Genomic DNA, 19,841 nt, shown 5'->3' on the forward strand with positions numbered 1-19,841 from the left:
CACAAAAAAGCCCCCGCCGCCTTATGGTTGCGGGGGCTTTTTAATTAGAGACGGCGCTCTGCTGCGTCGTGATAATCCGCTCTTCGATAACATCAAGAATGCGATTCGCCGCCACAGCTCCCAGCAGATCCAGATCCTTCTGGACTTCCGGATGATAGATAACGCCCCAAACCATCCACAGCTCCTTTAGTCTTTCCTGGCGTACCGCGCCCGCATATCGTCGTGGCTGACGGCCTTGGCCTGATCAAAACCGATCAATCGCTCCCGAGCCGCTGCTTCAACCCGAAGGTCCTCAAGCTCGTCGAGCATTTCTTGATACGCATCGACATTGATAATGACCGCTGCCGGCTGATTGTCTTTGAAAATGACCAGCCTCTCAGTGGCTCGGCTGGAAATCTCTTTTAGCCTCGCGCTGAACCCCCTGACCATTGCCGTCACCGAAATCGCTTGGTCAGCACGCTCCAGTAATGCCGTCATACTCACCTCTCTACACATTTATGCAAATTTGAACACACAGTTCTACGCAGAGTACCGCGTCGAATTAGACATCCAGCAAGCTACAAAAAAACGCGAATCTACCAACCTGCGTTTTTCCATGCGTACAAAACATGCGTACAAAAAATGAGCCGAACGTCTTGTGAATGCTCTCGCCCCGTTCAGTTTTGTTTACTTAAGGTCTCGCAAAATCAGATGACGCCCGCAGACCTTGTAGGCAAACTCCGAATCTCGCGTTTGGGCACTTTGCCGCCTTGTTGCACTTTTCTTCGACGGGATACTCTCCGGACGTCGCTGACCATTCAGCGATCGGGCTTGGAAACCCGTCGGATACTAGCCGCAACAGCGCCCCGTCATGATTGCATGCGTTTTGTGATCATGAGTTATGGCAGCTGTGCGTGGGACGTCCTCGGGCGTGCCGGTTCCTAGTTCCCGGTTTTCCAACCTGCGTACAGCTGTCACCCATTCGCTTGGAAACGAATGTGTCAGCTCCTCGACTAGGATTTTGACTATGACTAAAATTGATTCGTCCGCGATTTCAGAACTAAAAACCATCGGTTTCACCCCGCTCATCTACTGCTCGGATCAGGCGTTGTTCAACGTCCGCGCCGGCGTCCCCATCGTTGATGCATTGTCACAAGCCTCCGATCTGCTGTTCCTCGCCAAATCATTTTCCGAGGATGCCGCCTACGCAAAAGACACTGACCGCCACGCCTGGGCCGCGCATTGTCTGACGGCGATGGGTAAGGCGGTGATTGATGATGTAGTGAAGGTGCTGACCCCGCGACCTGCTCGGACAATGACTGAATCTGAAGAAGAGCTGCCTGAAAGCAAGTAAAGGTGCCAACACCGCAGATCCCTTGTGGGAGCGAGCCTGCTCGCGATGAGGCCATTACATTCAACATCTGCGTTGGCTGACAGGTCCTCATCGCGAGCAGGCTCGCTCCCACAGGGGATTGTCAGTGGACTCAAGTCATCGACCACAAAAAAGCCCCCGCTACCTTCATGGCAACGGGGGCTTTTTCATGGGGGCTTACATCTCGACCTGGGTACCCAGTTCAATCACCCGATTCAACGGCAGGTTGAAGAAGCGCAAATTACCATTGGCGTTCTTCAGCATGAAGGCGAACAACGCCTCTCGCCAGCGGGCCATGCCTTCGAGCTTGGAGGCGATGACCGTCTCGCGGCTGAGGAAGTAAGTGGTGCGCATCGGGCTGAAGTCCAGGTCGTCGAGATGACACAGCTTCAGCGCTTGCGGCACATCCGGCTCGTCGATGAAGCCGAAATGCAGGATCACCCGGAAGAACCCTTCGCCGTAGGAATCGACCGCGAAACGCCGTTGCGGCGGGACGCGCGGGATGTCTTCGTACACCACCGTCAGCAACACCACTTGCTCATGCAGCACCTGGTTATGCAGCAAGTTGTGCAACAGCGCGTGAGGCACCGCGTCCGGGCGAGCGGTAAGGAACACAGCCGTGCCCTGGACCCGATGCGGCGGTTGCACGCGGATACTGCTGATGAAGATCGGCAGCGGTAGCCCGCCCTCGTCCAGACGATCGACCAGCAGCTCTTTACCGCGCTTCCAGGTGGTCATCAGGATAAACAGCACGATCCCCGCCAGAACCGGAAAGGCACCACCCTGAATGATCTTCGGCACGTTGGCGGCGAAGAACAGCCCGTCCACCAACAAGAAGCCGATCAATATCGGCACCGTCAGCACCGGCGGCCATTTCCAAAGCAGCAGCATCACCGCCGACACCAGAATGCTGGTGATCAGCATGGTCCCGGTCACGGCGACACCGTAGGCCGAGGCCAGCGCACCGGAAGACTCAAACCCCAGCACCAGCAAAATCACCCCGACCATCAGCGCCCAATTCACTGCACCAATGTAAATCTGCCCCTGTTCGGCACTGGAGGTGTGCTGAATGCGCATGCGCGGGATGTAGCCCAACTGAATCGCCTGACGGGTCAACGAGAACGCACCGGAGATCACCGCTTGCGAGGCGATGACGGTGGCCAGCGTCGACAGGATCACCAGAGGAATCAACGCCCAGCCTGGCGCCAACAGGTAAAACGGGTTACGTGCAGCTTCCGGGTCTTCTAGCAACAAGGCGCCCTGACCGAAGTAGTTCAGCACCAACGCCGGCAGCACCAGCGCGAACCAGGCACGAGCGATCGGCTTACGGCCGAAGTGGCCCATGTCTGCATAAAGCGCTTCGGCACCGGTCAAGGCCAGCACGACCGCGCCGAGAATCGCCACCCCCATGCCCGGATGCACAATGAAGAAACGCACACCCCACACCGGATTGAGTGCATTGAGTACTTCAGGATGCTTGATGATCCCGCTGATGCCGAGTACACCCAGCACCACAAACCACGACACCATCACCGGGCCAAACAGCTTGCCGATGCGGTCCGTGCCGTGTTTCTGGATCAGGAACAACCCCACCAACACGATCAGCGACAATGGTACGACCCAGCGCTCCAGCCCCTCGAACGCCAGTTCCAGCCCTTCCACCGCCGATAGAACGGAAATGGCTGGGGTGATCATGCTATCGCCATAAAACAGCGCAGCACCGATCAATCCCAGAATCACCAATAGCGCGCGCAACTTCGGATAAGGCGTCGAAGCACGACGAGCCAGTGCCGTCAGCGCCATGATCCCGCCTTCACCCTGATTGTCGGCGCGAAGAATGAACAGCACATATTTAATCGAAACGACCCAGATCAGCGACCAGAAAATCAGTGCCAGAATCCCGAATACTCCGTCATGGTTGACCGGAACCCCATAATGCCCGGCAAAAACCTCTTTGAGGGTGTACAACGGGCTCGTGCCGATATCGCCGTAAACCACCCCGACCGCCGCGACCAGCATGCTGATCGGCTTCGCCGCCGAATGCCCGCCGGCTATCGCCTGACTACTTGCCTGCCCCATCCATCACTCCTACTACTCAGACCCGGACTTCATCGAAGAAGCACTATGCTTTGTCGTGCAGCATGCACTTTTTTACTTGTCGTTACAGACCTTTTATTGACTGCAAAAATCGGTAAAGCGTAACGGCGCGAAGCATAACGCAGCACTCGTCGTATTTCCCTGCATAAAGCTGGTCAAGTGCGCTGCCCATCGTTAGAATTGCGCACTTTTTGACCAGAGGGTGCAAGATAGCGCCCGTCTGTCGCCTTGCCGTCTTCGGCTGGAGGCGTCACAAATACCGAGGTTAGACATGTCCACCACTCCTGCGCCGGCCAATCCAAAGGTTGGCTTCGTATCCCTGGGTTGCCCGAAAGCACTGGTCGACTCCGAGCGCATCCTTACCCAGCTGCGCATGGAAGGCTATGACGTTGTGTCCACTTATCAGGACGCCGACGTCGTGGTAGTCAACACCTGCGGCTTCATCGACTCGGCCAAGGCTGAGTCCCTGGAAGTGATCGGCGAAGCCATCAAGGAAAACGGCAAGGTCATCGTGACCGGCTGCATGGGTGTCGAAGAAGGCAATATCCGCAACGTACACCCAAGTGTGCTGGCGGTGACCGGTCCGCAGCAGTACGAGCAAGTGGTCAACGCCGTGCACGACGTCGTGCCGCCGCGTCAGGATCACAACCCGCTGATCGACCTGGTGCCGCCCCAAGGGATCAAACTGACCCCGCGCCACTACGCCTACCTGAAGATTTCCGAAGGCTGCAACCATAGCTGCAGCTTCTGCATCATCCCGTCGATGCGCGGCAAACTGGTCAGCCGCCCGGTCGGTGACGTGCTCGACGATGCCCAGCGCCTGGTCAAGTCCGGCGTCAAAGAGCTGTTGGTGATTTCCCAGGACACCAGCGCCTACGGCGTCGACGTGAAATACCGCACTGGTTTCTGGAACGGCGCGCCGGTGAAAACCCGCATGACCGAACTCTGCGAAGCCCTGAGCACCCTCGGCGTCTGGGTGCGCCTGCACTACGTTTACCCGTACCCGCACGTCGACGAGCTGATCCCGCTGATGGCCGCCGGGAAAATCCTGCCGTACCTGGACATCCCGTTCCAGCACGCCAGCCCGAAAGTCCTCAAAGCCATGAAACGCCCGGCCTTCGAAGACAAGACCCTGGCGCGGATCAAGAACTGGCGCGAGATCTGCCCGGACCTGATCATCCGTTCGACCTTCATCGTCGGCTTCCCCGGCGAAACCGAAGAAGACTTCCAGTACCTGCTGAACTGGCTGACCGAAGCCCAGCTCGACCGCGTCGGCTGCTTCCAGTACTCGCCGGTTGAAGGTGCACCGGCCAACGATCTGGACCTGGAAATCGTTCCGGACGACGTCAAGCAAGACCGCTGGGAGCGCTTCATGGCGCACCAGCAGGCCATCAGCTCGGCGCGCCTGCAAATGCGCATCGGCCGTGAGATCGAAGTGCTGGTCGATGAAGTCGACGAGCAAGGCGCAGTCGGCCGTTGCTTCTTCGATGCCCCGGAAATCGACGGCAACGTGTTCATCGACAACGGCAGCAACCTGAAGCCAGGCGACAAAGTCTGGTGCAAAGTGACTGACGCCGACGAATACGACCTGTGGGCTGAACAGATCTAAACGCAAAAATACAAAAAGCCCCGCCCTCTTGACGAGATGCGGGGCTTTTTTACGTCTATCGTTTTGTGGGAGAAAAAGCTCGCAGCATTACGGAAACGGCTCTTAACAGAAGGAGCAAGCGGCCATGCGCCAACATTCGGTCATTCACACACCGAAACAGAGCGACTACGAAGAACTCACCCAAGTGTGGGAAGCCTCGGTGCGCGCTACCCATGACTTTCTGCCCGGCACCTATATCGAACTGCTGAAGAACCTGGTGCTGACCCGCTACCTCGACGCCGTCATGCTGATCTGCACCAAAGACTCGCGCCAGCGCATTACCGGGTTCGCCGGCGTCGCGGCGGGCAAGATCGAAATGCTCTTCATCGATCCAGACCACCATGGCAAGGGCCTGGGCAAGCAATTGCTGCGCTATGCCCTGGAACACCTGAACGCCGATGAGCTGGACGTCAACGAGCAGAACCCGCAGGCCCTGGGCTTTTACTTCAAGCAAGGCTTCGAAGTGATCGGCCGCTCCGAGCACGACGGCATGGGCCAGCCCTATCCGTTGCTGCACATGCGTTTGCGTCAGGCGCAACAACGTACGCGCAGCGGCTGACACAACATGAAACCCTTGTGGGAGCGAGCCTGCTCGCGAAAGCGGCCTATCAATCGACATTGATGTTGAAGCTCATGACGCTTTCGCGAGCAGGCTCGCTCCCACATTAAAAGCACATGAGGCAAATGGACCCGCGATTAACCGGCGCCAGGCAGGTACAATGCCCACCCCTTTTTTGTTACGGCCCTGTCATGACTGACCCGATTCGTCTCTCCAAACGCCTCATCGAACTCGTCGGCTGCTCCCGTCGGGAGGCTGAGCTGTTCATCGAGGGCGGCTGGGTCACCGTGGACGGTGAAGTCATCGACGAGCCGCAGTTCAAGGTCGACACCCAGAAAGTCGAACTTGATCCCGAAGCCAAGGCCACCGCACCAGAGCCGGTGACCATCCTGATGAATGTCCCTGTGGGCATGGACGCGGAAACGGCCATGGCGACCCTCAGCGCCGCGACCCTGAGCGAAGAACACCGCTACGGCAAACGTCCGCTCAAGGGCCACTTCCTGCGCCTGACCGCCAGCGCCGACCTGCAGGCCAACGCCAGCGGTCTGCTGGTGTTCACCCAGGACTGGAAGATCCTGCGCAAACTCACCGCCGACGCCAGCAAAATCGAGCAGGAATATGTGGTTGAAGTTGAAGGCGACATGGTGGCTCACGGTCTCAACCGCCTGAACCACGGCCTGACCTACAAGGGCAAGGAACTGCCGCCGGTCAAAGCCAGCTGGCAAAACGAAAACCGTCTGCGCTTTGCCATGAAGAACCCACAACCGGGTGTGATTGCCCTGTTCTGCCAGGCCGTCGGCCTCAAGGTCGTCGCCATCCGCCGCATCCGCATCGGCGGCGTGTCCATCGGCAAAGTGCCCGCCGGGCAATGGCGCTACCTGTCCGGAAAAGAGAAGTTCTAAGACTTTTCCCGCCGCCACACATTTCGGCGCTGCAGCTTTATGCGGCGCCCACAGCGAACTATCAGGACTGCACACATGATTCATAACGACGTACTGCGCAGCGTGCGCTACATGCTCGACATCAGCGACAAGAAAGTCATCGAGATCATCAAGCTCGGCGGCATGGACGTGTCCATGGAAGACCTGCTGACGTACCTCGACAAGAAAGAGGAAGACGAGGAAGGCTTCGTACGCTGCCCGGACGAGGTCATGGCGCATTTCCTCGACGGTCTGGTGATCTTCAAGCGCGGCAAAGACGAAAGCCGTCCACCGCAGCCGATCGAAGTGCCGGTGACCAACAACATCATCCTGAAGAAATTGCGCGTGGCCTTCGAGTTGAAGGAAGACGACATGCACGCCATCCTCAAGGCCGCCGAGTTCCCGGTATCCAAGCCTGAGCTGAGCGCGCTGTTCCGCAAATTCGGCCACACCAACTACCGCCCGTGCGGCGACCAGTTGCTGCGCAACTTCCTCAAGGGCCTGACCCTGCGCGTGCGCCCGCAATAACGTGCGAGACGGATCTGATCTGTGAACGCTGTGTAGGAACTGTCGAGTGAAACGAGGCTGCTATCTTTTGATCTTTCGCTAGGAACTCAAGTGGACAAGAAAAGATCGCAGCCTCGTTTCACTCGACAGCTCCTACACTGCTCCTACAAGGCCGTATAGCCCCCCATTCCGCGCAAAAATAGTGGCTCCGCTTCCGGCGGCTGGCGACTAGGGTGTATTGACCCTCAGCCCTCAGGACTCGCCATGCATCCCTACTTCTCTCTGCAAGGTCGCCCTGCATCAACTGTCGCGGATCCTGGCGCGGGAGCTGGTGAGCCAGCACATCAACGTCAACGTGATTGCGCCGGGACGCTTCCCGAGCAAGATGACTCAGCGCATTGGCAACGATGAGCAGGCACTGGCCGAAGACACGGCGTTGATTCCGATGAAGCGTTGGGGGCGTGAGGAAGAGATGGCGGCGTTGGCGATCAGTCTGGCGAGTACGGCCGGGGCTTACATGACCGGGAATGTCATTCCTTTAGTCTCTGAGATTGGTGGCGCGTCCATCGCGAGCAGGCTCGCTCCCACAGGGGCGCGCTGTGACCACAACATTTGTGCCCGCCGCAAATCAAATGTGGGAGCGAGCCTGCTCGCGATGGCGGACTGACAAGCGCCACCGATCTCGCGACCGCTCAGGTTATCATGCCCGCCCACACCCCGCCTTGACCCCAGACCATGACCTACAGCGTTTCCCCCATCGGCTTCGTGCGTTCCTGCTTCAAGGAGAAGTTCGCCATTCCGCGCCAGCCACAACTGGCCCCGGCTGCTAGGGGCGTGCTGGAACTGGTGGCGCCGTTCGATCAGGGTGATGCGGTGCAGGGGCTGGAGCAGGTCAGCCATGTCTGGCTGTTGTTCCTGTTCCATCAGGCCCTGGAAGAAAAGCCACGCCTGAAAGTCCGCCCTCCGCGCCTGGGCGGCAACAAATCCATGGGCGTATTCGCCACCCGCGCGACGCACCGCCCCAATGGCATCGGTCAATCGGTGGTCAAACTGGACAAGGTCGAAGCCAATCGGCTGTGGATCTCCGGCATCGACTTGCTGGACGGCACGCCGGTTCTCGACATCAAACCTTACGTGCCCTACGCCGACATCATCGACACAGCGTCCAACAGCATCGCCAGCGCCCCGCCACCGTTGATTCCCGTGCAGTGGACGGACTCAGCGCTGCAACAGGCTCACAGCCACGCTCAGCGCCTTGAAGAGCCCTTGGTCGAGCTGATCGAGCAATGCCTGGCACAAGACCCACGCCCGGCCTACCAGATTCCTGCGCCTGAGCGGGAATACGGCGCGCAGTTCTGGGATGTGGATGTGCGCTGGCATTACCCCACGCCTGACCTGATCCGCGTCCTTGAAGTCATTCCCGTCTCCAACGCGTAGGAGCAGCCTCGTTTCACTCGACAGCTCCTACAAGGTTTGTGTCCGGCATAAAAAAGCCCCCATTGCCTTCACAGGCAATGGGGGCTTTTCAGTGATGCGGTGTTCTTACTTCTCGACGAACGCACGCTCGATCAGGTAATCACCCGGCTCGCGCATCCGCGGCGAAACTTTCAGGCCGAAACTGTTCAACACTTCGCTGGTTTCGTCGAGCATGCTCGGGCTGCCGCACAGCATGGCGCGGTCGTCCTGCGGGTTGATCGGTGGCAGACCGATGTCGCTGAACAGCTTGCCGCTGCGCATCAGGTCGGTCAGGCGGCCTTCGTTTTCGAACGGCTCGCGGGTCACGGTCGGGTAGTAGATCAACTTGTCACGCAGGGCTTCGCCGAAGAACTCGTTCTGCGGCAGGTGCTCGGTGATGAACTCGCGGTAAGCGACTTCATTGACGTAACGCACGCCGTGGCACAGGATCACTTTTTCGAAACGCTCGTAGGTTTCCGGGTCCTGGATGACGCTCATGAACGGCGCCAGACCGGTACCGGTGCTGAGCAGGTACAGATGTTTGCCAGGCTTCAAGTCGTCCAGCACCAGCGTACCGGTAGGCTTCTTGCTGATGATGATCTCGTCGCCTTCCTTCAGATGCTGCAACTGGGAAGTCAGCGGGCCATCAGGCACCTTGATGCTGAAGAACTCGAGATGCTCTTCCCAGTTAGGGCTGGCAATCGAGTAAGCGCGCATAAGCGGCCGGCCGTTGGGTTGTTGCAGGCCGATCATCACGAACTGACCGTTCTCGAAGCGCAGGCCCGGATCGCGGGTGCACTTGAAGCTGAACAGAGTGTCGTTCCAGTGGTGAACACTGAGGACACGCTCGTGGTTCATGTTGCTCATGTACGTGGGACTCCTGGGAGATTTTGTCTGCGCATGCTCTGCGCCTGCTCTGCGAAAGATGAGCTGTTGTGCGCAATTGCATCGCATTCTAATGGCAGCGACAATATCTGTTAAATGGATTATTAAGATAAGGGTTATCGGTTATATCGATATGCGATTTACTCTCCGTCAACTTCAAGTATTCGTCGCCGTCGCTCAGCAGGAAAGCGTATCCCGTGCCGCGGGTCTGCTCAACCTCTCACAATCGGCGGCGAGCACCTCGATCACCGAGCTAGAGCGCCAGTGCAGCTGCCAGCTGTTCGACCGCGCCGGCAAACGGCTGAGCCTCAACGCCCTCGGCAAACAGCTGTTGCCACAAGCGGTGGCCCTGCTCGATCAGGCCAAGGAAATCGAAGACCTGCTCAATGGCAAATCCGGTTTCGGCTCCCTGGCGGTCGGCGCGACCCTGACCATCGGCAATTACCTGGCGACCTTGCTGATCGGCAGCTTCATGCAGCGTCACCCGGAAAGCCAAGTGAAGCTGCATGTGCAGAACACCGCCAACATCGTGCAACAGGTGGCTCACTATGAAATTGATCTGGGTCTGATCGAAGGCGACTGCAGCCATCCGGACATCGAAGTGCAGAGCTGGGTCGAAGATGAGCTGGTGGTGTTCTGCGCGCCCCAGCATCCGCTGGCCAAACGCGGCACAGCCACCATGGAGGCGCTGAGCCACGAAGCCTGGATCTTGCGTGAACAAGGCTCGGGCACACGGCTGACGTTCGACCAGGCCATGCGTCACCACCGTAGCGCGCTGAACATTCGCCTGGAGCTGGAACACACCGAAGCGATCAAGCGCGCGGTGGAGTCAGGTTTGGGGATTGGCTGCATTTCGCGCCTGGCGCTGCGCGATGCGTTCCGTCGCGGCAGCCTGGTGCCGGTGGAAACACCGGATCTGGACCTGGCGCGACAGTTCTATTTCATCTGGCACAAACAGAAATATCAGACATCGGCGATGCGCGAATTCCTCGACTTGTGCCGCGCGTTCACCGCCGGGGTTCAGCGCAGCGACGAGATCGTCCTGCCCACCATCGCTTAAAGCAGGATCACCGCCCACACCAGGGCGATCATGCTCAACGCCACCAATTGAGCAGCGCTGCCCATGTCCTTGGCGTTCTTGGACAGCGGGTGCAACTCGAGGGAAATACGGTCGATGGCCGCTTCCACCGCCGAGTTGAGCAATTCGACGATCAACGCCAACAGGCAGACTGCAATCAGCAGCGCCTGCTCGACACGACTGACATTCAGGAAAAACGACAGCGGAATCAGGATGGCATTGAGCAACACCAGTTGGCGAAAGGCCGCTTCACCGGTGAAGGCCGCGCGCAGGCCGTCCAGGGAGTAACCGGAGGCGTTGAGGATGCGTTTTAGGCCGGTCTGGCCTTTGAAAGGTGACATAGAGTAAGCAACTGACCAAAAAGGAGTGGGAAAGCTAGATGAAGCAAAGTCAAAAAAGCGTGAATACGTAGTGCTTTAGTGACTCGGAATTGACTCAAGTTGTTGCAAGAGCAGCGCCGCCTGAGTCCGGGTCCGCACATTCAACTTACGGAAAATCGCTGTGACGTGGGCCTTGATCGTCGCTTCGGAAACGCTCAATTCGTAAGCAATCTGCTTGTTCAGCAAACCTTCACAGACCATGGTCAACACCCGGAACTGCTGGGGTGTCAGGCTGGCAAGGCCTTCGCTGGCAGCCTTGGCTTCGTCGGAAACGCTGACCGCTTCGAAGGCCTGGGGCGGCCAGAATACGTCGCCATCGAGCACCGCGCGCACCGCTTTCTGAATGACGCTCAGGTCACTGGACTTGGGAATGAAGCCACTGGCGCCGAACTCACGGGATTTCACCATGATCGACGCTTCTTCCTGAGCCGACACCATCACCACCGGAATCTGCGGGTACTGCCCACGCAACAGCACCAATCCGGAAAAACCGTAAGCCCCCGGCATGTTCAGGTCCAGCAACACCAGATCCCAGTCGGCCTTCTCGTCAAGACGGGTTTCCAGTTCGGCAATGCTCGCCACCTCCACCAGGCGGACATCCGGGCCCAGGCCCAGGGTCAACGCTTGATGCAAGGCACTACGAAAAAGAGGGTGGTCATCGGCAATCAGGATTTCGTATGTGGCCATTTTTCAAATGATCCTGTTTTTCATGGGACGCCCGATGCATTCAGGCCTCGCCAAAACGGCGCCAAGCATGCCCAGCGAAGCCGGGGTGGTCAAGTTGCATGGCGCTGCCAACGAACCTCGTTCTTTGCAGTATGGGCGACGTTCAGCAGACCACGGGCGCCGTGTGCTGCACGAAGGGCATCAACTCGGCGTGGGCCGGTGTTTCAACATTCATATCCAGCTGATGTTTAGCGTCCAGGTAATGCTGGCTGAACACATCAAAATAGGCGTCCAGTGCCGAGGCAGCGTCGGTATCGCCGGCAAGATCCAGGCACAGCGCTGCCACTTCGGCCGTGCACAAGTGCTCGCTGCGCGTGGACCTGCGCAATCGGTAGCGTGAAAGCTTCTCGGGGAGCAGGCTCAGAATCGGCAACGCATCGAAATAGGGGCTTTTACGGAAAATCTTCCGGGCTTCGGTCCAGGTGGCGTCCAGCAGAATGAACAGCGGGCGCTTGGTGCTATCGACCGCGACGCTGTGGGTGACTCGCTCGGGCTCGACGTATTCCCCCGGAAACACCAGATACGGCTGCCATTGCGGGTCGGCCAACAGCGCCAGCAGTTGTTCATCGACCTCGGTACGCGACCAGATGAACGCATGGTTGTCGCGCACCACATCGGCAATCAGCCAACCGGTGTTGCTCGGTTTGAACACTTCTTTGTTGGTCATGATCAGGCACACGCCGCTGCGGGTGTCGACCTGCGGGCGCCAGGCGCACAGGCAGTGGCTCTCGATCACGCGGCAGGCGCGGCAACGTGGCGCCCGCCAGCCACGGGCCTGAATCGGCTTGATGCCCGCCTCTTCGCGCTCGTCGCGCAAGCGGGCTACGGCGTTCTTCGCAAAGTGCACAGGGGTTTGACTCATCGCAGGCAACGCCGACGGCTAAGGAAAATCGACACAAAAAACACTCGGCAAGGCAAAAAGTGCCGGCAGTTTACCAGAGGGTTCGGCGCAAGCCTGTACCGTCCGGGCCACCTCCCCTATAATTCGCCGCCACTGAACGCACAGTCACGTGACGGGTCGAACCACCAGTCACTGAACCAGGAGAGTTTCATGCTGCGCCTTATCGTTCCCACCGCTGCCGTTTTGCTGGCGTCGTCCTTCAGCGCTCAGGCTGCTTCCTTGAGTGAGCAGAATCTGAACAGAGAGCTGCGAAACGTCGCCGCACAAAGCAGTGTTGGCACTCCACGGGCGATCAACGAAGACATTCTTGATCAGGGCTACACTGCCGAAGGCAACGTGCTGATCAACCACTTGAGCGTGCAAAGCAGCCACGCCGAAAAAATGCGCGCCGATCCGAAAGCGGTGTACTTCCAGCTTGGCGCCTCCGTCTGCAGAAACGACGGGTTCCGCAAGCTGATGGCCAAGGGCGCGATCATGCGATACGACTTCACCGAGGTGAAGACCAACCGCCCGGTCGGCTCCGCAAGCTTCCAGGAATCGGACTGCCCGAAAGCGACTCCACCGAAGAAGAAGTAATCACCTGGAATTGGCGCGCCGCTGTTCATCCTCGGCGCGCAGTTCTGCCAACAGCGCCTGCAAGTAGCGCGAACGCCGGTCCCCGCCCTCCAGACGTCGGCAGCACTCTTCTTCGAGACTCAAATGGTGGGCCTCGGCCGATGCTTTCAGTAATCGATACAGTTGCGCATCGATCTCCAGAGTGACTCTGGGCATGGTTTCCCGCCTCCCTGCACGCATTGATCACTGTTGACCACGCGATAAATCCCTGAATTGCTAGAACGTTGCGTCCTGCCATTGACGCAAAGTTGTCGTGTCACGCCTGTCACTTAGTAAATCAGAGCGCAGGACATACGGCTTGCGTTCAGACGAGCGGTGAAAGCGCCTTGCAAATCGTCAACAAGCGGTTGCCAGGAAAGACGTTGCGGCGCAATGATCAAGCCAGCGAAAATCGTTGCGAGGGTCTAAATTCAAAGTGTTCACGTTGATTTTTTTCAGGGCAGAAAAGGGGCTGCCCATTGCGGGTCTTATTGTGCGAACGTTTCTTTCATTCAAGGGATAAACAGAACCCGTATGGATAGCTCGATTGCAACCGAGTCAGATGGAGCGCCCAGGCATGGGCTTGGGCAGACAGCGACACAAGGGGTGTCGCGGCACCGGCGATTGTTTGGTCGGGCCGAGGGTTCTGTGCAGAAGGAGAAGTTGAATGCCTTACCAACCGAATGACCTCCTGAGCCGTCATTTTCAAGAAAGCGGCCACGACCTCACCAGCAAGGTCGAAGAACAACTCAACCTGGTTTCACCCAACAGCCCCAACATCCCGATTTACCGCGACATGATCCTGACCGTGCTGCGCATGGCCCAGGAAGATCACAACCGCTGGAATGCCAAGATCACCCTGCAAACCCTGCGCGAACTCGAGCATGCCTTCCGTGTGATGGAGCAGTTCAAGGGGCGACGCAAAGTCACTGTTTTCGGCTCGGCCCGCACACCCATAGAACATCCGTTGTATGGTCTGGCCCGTGAATTGGGCGCCGCTCTGGCGCGCTCGGACATGATGGTCATCACCGGTGCCGGTGGCGGCATCATGGCGGCGGCCCATGAGGGTGCCGGCCTGGAACACAGCCTGGGATTCAATATCACCCTGCCCTTCGAGCAACATGCCAATCCCACGGTCAATGGCACCGCCAACCTGCTGCCCTTCCACTTTTTCTTTACCCGCAAGCTGTTCTTCGTCAAGGAAGCCGACGCACTGGTCCTGTGCCCAGGCGGTTTTGGCACGCTGGATGAAGCGCTGGAAGTACTGACCCTGATCCAGACCGGCAAAAGCCCGCTGGTACCCGTGGTGCTACTGGATGCGCCGGGCGGCACGTTCTGGCAAGGCGCGCTGGATTTCATTCACCATCAACTGGAGGAAAATCGCTACATCCTGCCGAGCGACATGAAGCTGTTGAGCATGGTCTACAGTGCCGAAGAAGCGGTGGAGCAGATCAACCAGTTTTACAGCAACTTCCACTCCAGCCGCTGGCTCAAGCATCAGTTCGTGATTCGCATGAACCACAAGCTCAGCGACCAGGCACTCGAACACATGCAGCAAGCATTCGCCGACCTGTGCCTGAGCGATCATTTCCATCAACACACCTACAGCGGCGAGGAGCACGACGAAGCGCAGTTCAGCCATCTGGCGCGACTGTCCTTCACCTTCAACGCCCGTGATCACGGCCGTCTGCGGGAATTGGTGGATTACATCAACCTGCCGGAAAACTGGGCCCAGTCCAAACCCCAGGCGCAACAACGCACACGGAAACCGTCCAAGGTAACGTGAGGCAAAAAAAACGGCCCGCTATCGAAATAGCGAGCCGTTTCAGTCAATCGTCCATCCCTCGGCCGCTGAACAAGCGGCTGATCATTTCCATGGAATATCCCCGATAACTCAGGAACCTGCCCTGCTTGGCGCGCTCCCGGGCGTCTATCGGTAAATGCCCGGAAAATTTGCGCCGCCAGGTGTCTTCCAGTTGTTCCTGCCAGTCGATACCACTCTCGCGCAAGGCAAGTTCGATGTCGGTACGTTGCAGGCCGCGCTGGCTCAACTCTTCGCGAATTCGCAAAGGGCCATAGCCGGAACGGGCACGGTAGGAAACGAAGCTCTCGAGGTAACGGGATTCAGACAACAGGCCCTCTTCCGTCAAGCGGTCGAGTGCTGTGTCGATCATTTCAGGGAGGGCGCCGCGCTGACGCAGTTTACGCGTCAGCTCGACTCGACCGTGCTCGCGTCGCGCGAGCAGGTCCATTGCGGTTCGCCGCACCGCGACGAGTGTATCGAGTACGGCGGTCATCGGATCGATCAGATATCAGCGTCAGCCAGGTCGTCAGCAGTCTCTTTGACCGGCGATGCTTTGACATCCGGTGCTGGAGACAGCAATTTGTCGCGCAGCTGCTTCTCAAGTTTCGCGGCGATCTCCGGGTTGTCCGCCAGGAACTTGGCCGAGTTGGCCTTGCCCTGACCGATCTTGGTGCCTTCGTAGGCATACCATGCACCGGATTTCTCGACGAAACCGTGCAGAACACCCAAGTCGATCATCTCACCGTTGAGGTAGATACCCTTGCCGTAAAGAATCTGGAACTCGGCCTGACGGAACGGCGAAGCCACCTTGTTCTTCACAACCTTGACGCGGGTTTCGCTACCGACGACTTCATCACCTTCTTTCACCGCGCCAGTACGGCGGATGTCCAGACGAACCGAGGCGTAGAACTTCAGCGCGTTACCACCGGTGGTGGTTTCCGGGCTACCGAACATCACGCCGATCTTCATGCGGATCTGGTTGATGAAGATTACCAGGCAGTTGGCGTTCTTGATGTTACCGGTGATTTTACGCAGCGCCTGGGACATCAGACGGGCTTGCAGGCCCACGTGCATGTCGCCCATTTCGCCTTCGATTTCAGCCTTTGGCACCAGAGCGGCCACGGAGTCGACGATGATCACGTCAACCGCGTTGGAACGCACCAGCATGTCGGTGATTTCCAGGGCCTGTTCACCGGTGTCCGGCTGGGAAACCAGCAGGTCATCGACGTTGACGCCCAGTTTGCCGGCGTACTCAGGGTCGAGGGCGTGTTCGGCGTCGACGAAGGCGCAGGTCGCGCCGGCTTTTTGAGCCTGGGCGATCACCGACAGTGTCAGGGTGGTTTTACCGGAGGATTCAGGACCGTAGATTTCAACGATACGGCCTTTTGGCAGGCCGCCAATGCCGAGCGCGATGTCCAGACCCAGAGAGCCCGTGGAAATGGCCGGGATCGCCTGACGGTCCTGATCGCCCATACGCATTACGGCACCCTTGCCGAATTGACGTTCGATCTGACCCAGGGCCGCAGCCAAGGCTTTCTTCTTGTTGTCGTCCATTAAAGTCCTCACGTAATCAATAAGGCCTGACGGCCAACACCTGTATAAGTAGCCAGTATTATTCCACAGCGTTTCAGGATCGCCTACCCCTGATTTGAGATTTCTCCAGCGGCATGCCGCAGCAGCCCCTCTAGCGCGGCCTTCACCGTTTGTCGGCGGACCTCGTCACGGTTACCGGCAAAGTACTGGACCTCGCTGAACACCTGCTCACCGACGCCCCAGGCCAGCCACACCGTACCCACCGGCTTGCCCGGCGAGCCGCCATCCGGCCCCGCCACACCGCTGACCGCCACGGCAAAACGCGCCCGGTTTTTTTCCTGCGCGCCGCGGACCATGGCCTCGACCACCTCGCGACTGACCGCCCCGACGGTTGAAAACAACTCGGCCGGGACATTCAATTGCTGAGTTTTCTGGCGGTTGGAGTAGGTGACATAACCGGCCTCGAACCACGCCGAACTGCCCGGAATGCGGGTGATCGCCTCGCAAATCCCGCCTCCGGTGCAGGACTCGGCGGCAGTGACGTGGGCATTGAGAACCTGCAAGCGCCTGCCAAGTTCAGCGGCCAGCTGAGTGATATCTTTCACGACTCTCTCCTGATCGAGCGGAATGAGGCCTACCGTACACGAGCGGATCGCGCTTGCAAGGTTCAGGATCGATCAAAATGTTAGCGAGCGAGAGCCCTGACATAGGCCTGACAGGCCTGCAAGGCAATCAGTCCGCTGTCGCCGGCGTCGGTGATGGCGATAATTCGTTGAGCATGCGCCGGGTCAAGTCGGGCTCGCGGGGCGCCATGATCCATGCCGCCGGCGCCGGAGGCGGCTGGCACTGCACAGGTTGAGGCCGCGTCATGGGCATCGAGGAGGACTGACAGGCGCACATCAGCAGTGGCAAGACGATCGCGCAGGCGACCTTGATCACGTTCGGCATCGCTAAGCGCTCGATAATGGGTTTGTTCACTGACCGAAAGCCGTTGCTCCAGGGCCAGACGCTTGTCCTGTTCGGCCTGTTGCTCGGTGGCGGCGGCCAGGGTCAGTTGATTAAGGGTCTCGGCGTGCAGCCTGGCCTGCTCCGCCAGTTGCCGGCCGTAGCGCCAATCCTGAAACTGCCAGGCCAGAGCCGCCGAACAGCCGGCCAGCACCAGCATGCCGATCACTCGCCAGGAAATCAGGCCGAAGGCTGGCATAACACCGCCCTCGCCCGCGCCCAGAGTTCCAGGCGATCCTGCAACCCGTTAAGCCCGCCGTTGATACGGCGAGTGATGCTGTTGAACTGGTCGCGGTCGGCCAGTTCATTCAGGCCGTTCTGCTCCCAGAACCACGCGGCGGACTCAGCCGCCCATTGCGGTTGCTCCAGCAGTTCCGGCAAGGCCAACAGGCGTTCATCGCCGAACAGGCCGAGGCTGCATTGGCGGTAATTGTTGCGACCGGTGATCTGGATCAGGCCGCGACCACGGTATTTTTGGCCGTCGCCGTCGGATTCCGGAGTGTTGCCCAAGCGGGCGGCCAGGGCGCCGGTGTCGTATTTGCTCAGGTATTGAGTGCCGCCCAGTTCACGTACGTACTGCAACTGCCCCGATTCGTGACCGACTTGCGCGAGGAAGGCGGCGATGCGTTTGGGGGTGTTGATGTTGCGGTGAGACATGGCGGTGTTCAGGGCGGAAATGAAAACGCCCGCTTGAGAGCGGGCGTCAGGGAATATGTGTTGCAACTGCGCTGAAGTGAGAGACATGGGTCATGTTCCATTTGCCGTTGTTTTAAACCAGACCGGCGCCAGGGGTTTGCTGAAGTCTTTTGGAAAGTTGGCTAGCGAGGGCCAGTCGCGCAGATCCTGCCGATAATCCAACAGTTCATGATATTGATCACTGCTCAAAGTCAACGGAGTGCCGGCAGCTTGCTCATCGCGATCACGGTCGACCAGCCATTGGCTGGCGGCCAGTTCCTGGTTCCGCCACGCTCGGGCAACTGTGGCTGGTTCAGGTTCTGCCTCCGGAGCGTCTTCCAGCATGGCGAGCAGTGGCACACCACCACTCGCCAGCCATTGTTGGTATTCATCCCAGAAACGGTGATGCCGAGGCACGGTTGCTCCGTCAGGCAGACGAATGACAGTGGCCGGGTCTTTAGTGAGTTGATAGTGCATAGGGAAAACCTCCTTAAAGCTCGGCATCGGCGGTAGCGTGGATGTAATAAGTCTGAGTAACCAACCCGATATCGGAGTTATCTACCCAGGTGCCGCGAGTCGACACCCCAAGAGGTCGAGCATTAGCCGATGAAACTTCATCGCTCCCCGAACGCCATTGCCCCGCGACCCCCTTCGAAGTAGTGGTAAATAAACTGAGACTTGGAATAGCTCTCTTCTCAACCTTGAAGGTCCACTGAGCCAAGGGCTGTGAGGCAAAGCCCGTTTGCCCCTGTTTCACTGTGGATAACAGTGCACCGTAGGGACCTGTCATGCTTCCAGGCGGCAGATCCTGGCTATAGGTTTTTTCGTAATAACGCTGGCACAACATCAACTCATCGCCAGGGCTACGGAGTTCGAACGGCGTCGACACCCGCCCCTCTTCCAACTGGATCTGTGCCAGGTCTATCACCTGCAAAACATTCAAAGGCAGGTCGAAGGAGAGCCGCAGAAAGTCATTGCCGCTACTTCCCAACGTTTTGCCTGCCAGGGACGGTATTTGAATCGTCGCGCTGTATCGGGTCCAGGAAGTTTTGAGTTGAAAGCTGCCAACCGGCGTCACGGTATCCACACTACCGCCCGCTCCGAAATACTGCGCGACAGTCACATTGATCTGACGCGCCGTGTCGGCCTTGGCCCAGAACGTCAGCGTCGCGGTTTTCCCCGCCAAGGTCCTGACCGACTCGATAGCCTGGGAAATTTTATGCACGCTGGCGCCAACGCCCGCGGTGATTTGTTGCCAACGCAAAAAGTAACGGGGCTCATTGGGTACGTCGACCTGACCTAATGCGAAGTTCTGCCGGGAAATATTCACCCCGGCGTTCCCATTCCAGTCGCAACGAAAACGGTCAGCGATATAGGCACCGGTGTAAGGCCCCAAGTTGACCGTACCGCGCTGCCAGATATCGAAGTTGCCGTTAATCATCAGGTTCTTGCGATAAACCTGCACCGGAAAACTCTGTTGCGGGTCGAGTTTGGCCAACTCTTTAATGGCCAGGCTCAGTTGATCAGTTTGATTCTCGGAAGGCATCAATCCCGCGGCGGTGATGGCGTTGAGAATTTCCTGGGTGACGCTATTACCCCAGCTGGCTGGAATCAGGGAGCCAGGAGTTCCTGCTACCGGGTTTTCATCGGCAAATCTACCGTTGACCAGTCCTGCACTGGGGACGCTTTTTGGATAGTCCATTTGATCTACTCAAGTTGAAGG

At 58.4% G+C, this 19,841-nt stretch carries 24 protein-coding genes and 1 pseudogene; 10 read left to right on the forward strand and 15 right to left on the reverse strand.

Going from position 1 to position 19,841, the window contains the following annotated elements:
- Positions 1-40 precede the first annotated feature (40 nt).
- A complete protein-coding gene (locus QMK51_RS22475) occupies positions 41-175 on the reverse strand; it encodes a hypothetical protein (protein ID WP_320391952.1) in 135 nt (44 codons plus the stop codon).
- A gap of 11 nt (positions 176-186) precedes the next feature.
- A complete protein-coding gene (locus QMK51_RS22480; protein WP_007904631.1) occupies positions 187-477 on the reverse strand; it encodes a Phd-YefM in 291 nt (96 codons plus the stop codon).
- Between the two features lie 529 nt (positions 478-1,006).
- Here QMK51_RS22480 and QMK51_RS22485 point away from each other — a divergent pair.
- Complete coding sequence (locus QMK51_RS22485; RefSeq protein ID WP_320391953.1) at positions 1,007-1,333, forward strand: DUF3077 domain-containing protein; 327 nt, start codon at positions 1,007-1,009, stop codon at positions 1,331-1,333.
- 195 nt (positions 1,334-1,528) lie between these two features.
- Here QMK51_RS22485 and QMK51_RS22490 read toward each other — a convergent pair whose 3' ends face one another.
- Complete coding sequence (locus QMK51_RS22490) at positions 1,529-3,430, reverse strand: potassium transporter Kup (RefSeq protein WP_320391955.1); 1,902 nt, start codon at positions 3,428-3,430, stop codon at positions 1,529-1,531.
- 289 nt (positions 3,431-3,719) lie between these two features.
- Between QMK51_RS22490 and rimO the strand changes: the two genes are divergently transcribed.
- The 6 genes and pseudogenes from rimO (at position 3,720) to tsaA (ending at position 8,519) form a co-directional block, all read left to right on the forward strand.
- Complete coding sequence (rimO, locus tag QMK51_RS22495; RefSeq protein WP_320391957.1) at positions 3,720-5,057, forward strand: 30S ribosomal protein S12 methylthiotransferase RimO; 1,338 nt, start codon at positions 3,720-3,722, stop codon at positions 5,055-5,057.
- A gap of 124 nt (positions 5,058-5,181) precedes the next feature.
- Entirely contained in the window at positions 5,182-5,655 is a 474-nt protein-coding gene (locus QMK51_RS22500; protein ID WP_320391958.1) for a GNAT family N-acetyltransferase, read from the forward strand.
- A gap of 191 nt (positions 5,656-5,846) precedes the next feature.
- On the forward strand, positions 5,847-6,557 hold the full coding sequence (locus QMK51_RS22505) for an rRNA pseudouridine synthase (protein WP_258697300.1): 711 nt from the start codon (positions 5,847-5,849) through the stop codon (positions 6,555-6,557).
- Between the two features lie 75 nt (positions 6,558-6,632).
- Positions 6,633-7,103, forward strand: a complete 471-nt coding sequence (locus QMK51_RS22510) for a DUF1456 family protein (RefSeq protein ID WP_258697301.1) — start codon at positions 6,633-6,635, stop codon at positions 7,101-7,103.
- Positions 7,104-7,368: 265 nt separating this feature from the next.
- Positions 7,369-7,623: pseudogene (locus tag QMK51_RS22515) on the forward strand (SDR family oxidoreductase); the annotation flags it as partial.
- A 194-nt stretch (positions 7,624-7,817) separates the two neighbouring features.
- Positions 7,818-8,519: a tRNA (N6-threonylcarbamoyladenosine(37)-N6)-methyltransferase TrmO gene (gene tsaA / locus QMK51_RS22520; protein WP_258697302.1), complete on the forward strand. Its 702-nt coding sequence runs from the start codon at positions 7,818-7,820 to the stop codon at positions 8,517-8,519.
- A gap of 105 nt (positions 8,520-8,624) precedes the next feature.
- Here the strand turns inward: tsaA and fpr are convergent, their stop codons facing one another.
- Positions 8,625-9,404: a ferredoxin-NADP reductase gene (gene fpr / locus QMK51_RS22525; protein ID WP_003443014.1), complete on the reverse strand. Its 780-nt coding sequence runs from the start codon at positions 9,402-9,404 to the stop codon at positions 8,625-8,627.
- A 151-nt stretch (positions 9,405-9,555) separates the two neighbouring features.
- Between fpr and QMK51_RS22530 the strand changes: the two genes are divergently transcribed.
- Positions 9,556-10,482, forward strand: coding sequence for a LysR family transcriptional regulator (locus QMK51_RS22530; protein WP_258697303.1), 927 nt, complete (start codon positions 9,556-9,558; stop codon positions 10,480-10,482).
- On the opposite strand, the gene QMK51_RS22535 is transcribed toward QMK51_RS22530, so the two are convergent.
- From QMK51_RS22535 to QMK51_RS22545, 3 genes are all read right to left on the reverse strand, one after another.
- A complete protein-coding gene (locus QMK51_RS22535) occupies positions 10,479-10,841 on the reverse strand; it encodes a diacylglycerol kinase (protein WP_019580981.1) in 363 nt (120 codons plus the stop codon). The two genes, QMK51_RS22530 and QMK51_RS22535, sit on opposite strands and share 4 nt — an antisense overlap.
- 75 nt (positions 10,842-10,916) lie before the next feature.
- The gene (gene erdR / locus QMK51_RS22540) at positions 10,917-11,567 is read right to left on the reverse strand and encodes a response regulator transcription factor ErdR (protein WP_258697304.1); all 651 of its coding nucleotides are present in this window, start codon (positions 11,565-11,567) and stop codon (positions 10,917-10,919) included.
- Between the two features lie 142 nt (positions 11,568-11,709).
- Complete coding sequence (locus QMK51_RS22545; RefSeq protein ID WP_320391963.1) at positions 11,710-12,468, reverse strand: tRNA-uridine aminocarboxypropyltransferase; 759 nt, start codon at positions 12,466-12,468, stop codon at positions 11,710-11,712.
- A gap of 189 nt (positions 12,469-12,657) precedes the next feature.
- Between QMK51_RS22545 and QMK51_RS22550 the strand changes: the two genes are divergently transcribed.
- Positions 12,658-13,083: a PA3611 family quorum-sensing-regulated virulence factor gene (locus QMK51_RS22550; RefSeq protein ID WP_320391965.1), complete on the forward strand. Its 426-nt coding sequence runs from the start codon at positions 12,658-12,660 to the stop codon at positions 13,081-13,083.
- On the opposite strand, the gene QMK51_RS22555 is transcribed toward QMK51_RS22550, so the two are convergent.
- Entirely contained in the window at positions 13,084-13,278 is a 195-nt protein-coding gene (locus tag QMK51_RS22555) for a hypothetical protein (protein ID WP_258697307.1), read from the reverse strand.
- Positions 13,279-13,768: 490 nt separating this feature from the next.
- Here QMK51_RS22555 and QMK51_RS22560 point away from each other — a divergent pair, with 490 nt between their 5' ends.
- Entirely contained in the window at positions 13,769-14,887 is a 1,119-nt protein-coding gene (locus QMK51_RS22560; protein ID WP_320391967.1) for a TIGR00730 family Rossman fold protein, read from the forward strand.
- Positions 14,888-14,930: 43 nt separating this feature from the next.
- Here QMK51_RS22560 and recX read toward each other — a convergent pair whose 3' ends face one another.
- The 7 genes from recX to QMK51_RS22595 form a co-directional block, all read right to left on the reverse strand.
- Complete coding sequence (gene recX, locus QMK51_RS22565) at positions 14,931-15,398, reverse strand: recombination regulator RecX (protein WP_007940560.1); 468 nt, start codon at positions 15,396-15,398, stop codon at positions 14,931-14,933.
- A gap of 8 nt (positions 15,399-15,406) precedes the next feature.
- Positions 15,407-16,459: a recombinase RecA gene (gene recA / locus QMK51_RS22570; protein WP_008072704.1), complete on the reverse strand. Its 1,053-nt coding sequence runs from the start codon at positions 16,457-16,459 to the stop codon at positions 15,407-15,409.
- Positions 16,460-16,542: 83 nt separating this feature from the next.
- Complete coding sequence (locus tag QMK51_RS22575) at positions 16,543-17,043, reverse strand: CinA family protein (RefSeq protein WP_258697310.1); 501 nt, start codon at positions 17,041-17,043, stop codon at positions 16,543-16,545.
- 80 nt (positions 17,044-17,123) lie between these two features.
- Positions 17,124-17,642, reverse strand: a complete 519-nt coding sequence (locus QMK51_RS22580; RefSeq protein ID WP_320391972.1) for a lysis system i-spanin subunit Rz — start codon at positions 17,640-17,642, stop codon at positions 17,124-17,126.
- Positions 17,624-18,187 carry a glycoside hydrolase family 19 protein gene (locus QMK51_RS22585; protein WP_320391974.1) on the reverse strand — a complete coding sequence of 188 codons (564 nt, stop codon included), beginning with the start codon at positions 18,185-18,187 and terminating at the stop codon, positions 17,624-17,626. The genes QMK51_RS22580 and QMK51_RS22585 overlap by 19 nt, the downstream gene beginning before the upstream one ends.
- Before the next feature lie 3 nt (positions 18,188-18,190).
- A complete protein-coding gene (locus QMK51_RS22590) occupies positions 18,191-18,595 on the reverse strand; it encodes a phage tail assembly chaperone (protein ID WP_320391976.1) in 405 nt (134 codons plus the stop codon).
- Between the two features lie 13 nt (positions 18,596-18,608).
- Positions 18,609-19,820 carry a carbohydrate binding domain-containing protein gene (locus QMK51_RS22595; RefSeq protein ID WP_258697314.1) on the reverse strand — a complete coding sequence of 404 codons (1,212 nt, stop codon included), beginning with the start codon at positions 19,818-19,820 and terminating at the stop codon, positions 18,609-18,611.
- Positions 19,821-19,841 lie beyond the last annotated feature (21 nt).

The sequence above is a fragment of the Pseudomonas sp. P9_31 genome, from assembly GCF_034008235.1.
Classification (GTDB): Bacteria; Pseudomonadota; Gammaproteobacteria; order Pseudomonadales; family Pseudomonadaceae; genus Aquipseudomonas.

Coding starts and splice junctions, on each gene's coding strand:
- QMK51_RS22475 (WP_320391952.1), bottom strand. CDS start 175: ATGGTTTGGGGCGTTATCTATCATCCGGAAGTCCAGAAGGATCTGGAT.
- QMK51_RS22480 (WP_007904631.1), bottom strand. CDS start 477: ATGACGGCATTACTGGAGCGTGCTGACCAAGCGATTTCGGTGACGGCA.
- QMK51_RS22485 (WP_320391953.1), top strand. CDS start 1,007: ATGACTAAAATTGATTCGTCCGCGATTTCAGAACTAAAAACCATCGGT.
- QMK51_RS22490 (WP_320391955.1), bottom strand. CDS start 3,430: ATGGGGCAGGCAAGTAGTCAGGCGATAGCCGGCGGGCATTCGGCGGCG.
- rimO (WP_320391957.1), top strand. CDS start 3,720: ATGTCCACCACTCCTGCGCCGGCCAATCCAAAGGTTGGCTTCGTATCC.
- QMK51_RS22500 (WP_320391958.1), top strand. CDS start 5,182: ATGCGCCAACATTCGGTCATTCACACACCGAAACAGAGCGACTACGAA.
- QMK51_RS22505 (WP_258697300.1), top strand. CDS start 5,847: ATGACTGACCCGATTCGTCTCTCCAAACGCCTCATCGAACTCGTCGGC.
- QMK51_RS22510 (WP_258697301.1), top strand. CDS start 6,633: ATGATTCATAACGACGTACTGCGCAGCGTGCGCTACATGCTCGACATC.
- tsaA (WP_258697302.1), top strand. CDS start 7,818: ATGACCTACAGCGTTTCCCCCATCGGCTTCGTGCGTTCCTGCTTCAAG.
- fpr (WP_003443014.1), bottom strand. CDS start 9,404: ATGAGCAACATGAACCACGAGCGTGTCCTCAGTGTTCACCACTGGAAC.
- QMK51_RS22530 (WP_258697303.1), top strand. CDS start 9,556: ATGCGATTTACTCTCCGTCAACTTCAAGTATTCGTCGCCGTCGCTCAG.
- QMK51_RS22535 (WP_019580981.1), bottom strand. CDS start 10,841: ATGTCACCTTTCAAAGGCCAGACCGGCCTAAAACGCATCCTCAACGCC.
- erdR (WP_258697304.1), bottom strand. CDS start 11,567: ATGGCCACATACGAAATCCTGATTGCCGATGACCACCCTCTTTTTCGT.
- QMK51_RS22545 (WP_320391963.1), bottom strand. CDS start 12,468: ATGAGTCAAACCCCTGTGCACTTTGCGAAGAACGCCGTAGCCCGCTTG.
- QMK51_RS22550 (WP_320391965.1), top strand. CDS start 12,658: ATGCTGCGCCTTATCGTTCCCACCGCTGCCGTTTTGCTGGCGTCGTCC.
- QMK51_RS22555 (WP_258697307.1), bottom strand. CDS start 13,278: ATGCCCAGAGTCACTCTGGAGATCGATGCGCAACTGTATCGATTACTG.
- QMK51_RS22560 (WP_320391967.1), top strand. CDS start 13,769: ATGCCTTACCAACCGAATGACCTCCTGAGCCGTCATTTTCAAGAAAGC.
- recX (WP_007940560.1), bottom strand. CDS start 15,398: ATGACCGCCGTACTCGATACACTCGTCGCGGTGCGGCGAACCGCAATG.
- recA (WP_008072704.1), bottom strand. CDS start 16,459: ATGGACGACAACAAGAAGAAAGCCTTGGCTGCGGCCCTGGGTCAGATC.
- QMK51_RS22580 (WP_320391972.1), bottom strand. CDS start 17,642: ATGCCAGCCTTCGGCCTGATTTCCTGGCGAGTGATCGGCATGCTGGTG.
- QMK51_RS22585 (WP_320391974.1), bottom strand. CDS start 18,187: ATGTCTCTCACTTCAGCGCAGTTGCAACACATATTCCCTGACGCCCGC.
- QMK51_RS22590 (WP_320391976.1), bottom strand. CDS start 18,595: ATGCACTATCAACTCACTAAAGACCCGGCCACTGTCATTCGTCTGCCT.
- QMK51_RS22595 (WP_258697314.1), bottom strand. CDS start 19,820: ATGGACTATCCAAAAAGCGTCCCCAGTGCAGGACTGGTCAACGGTAGA.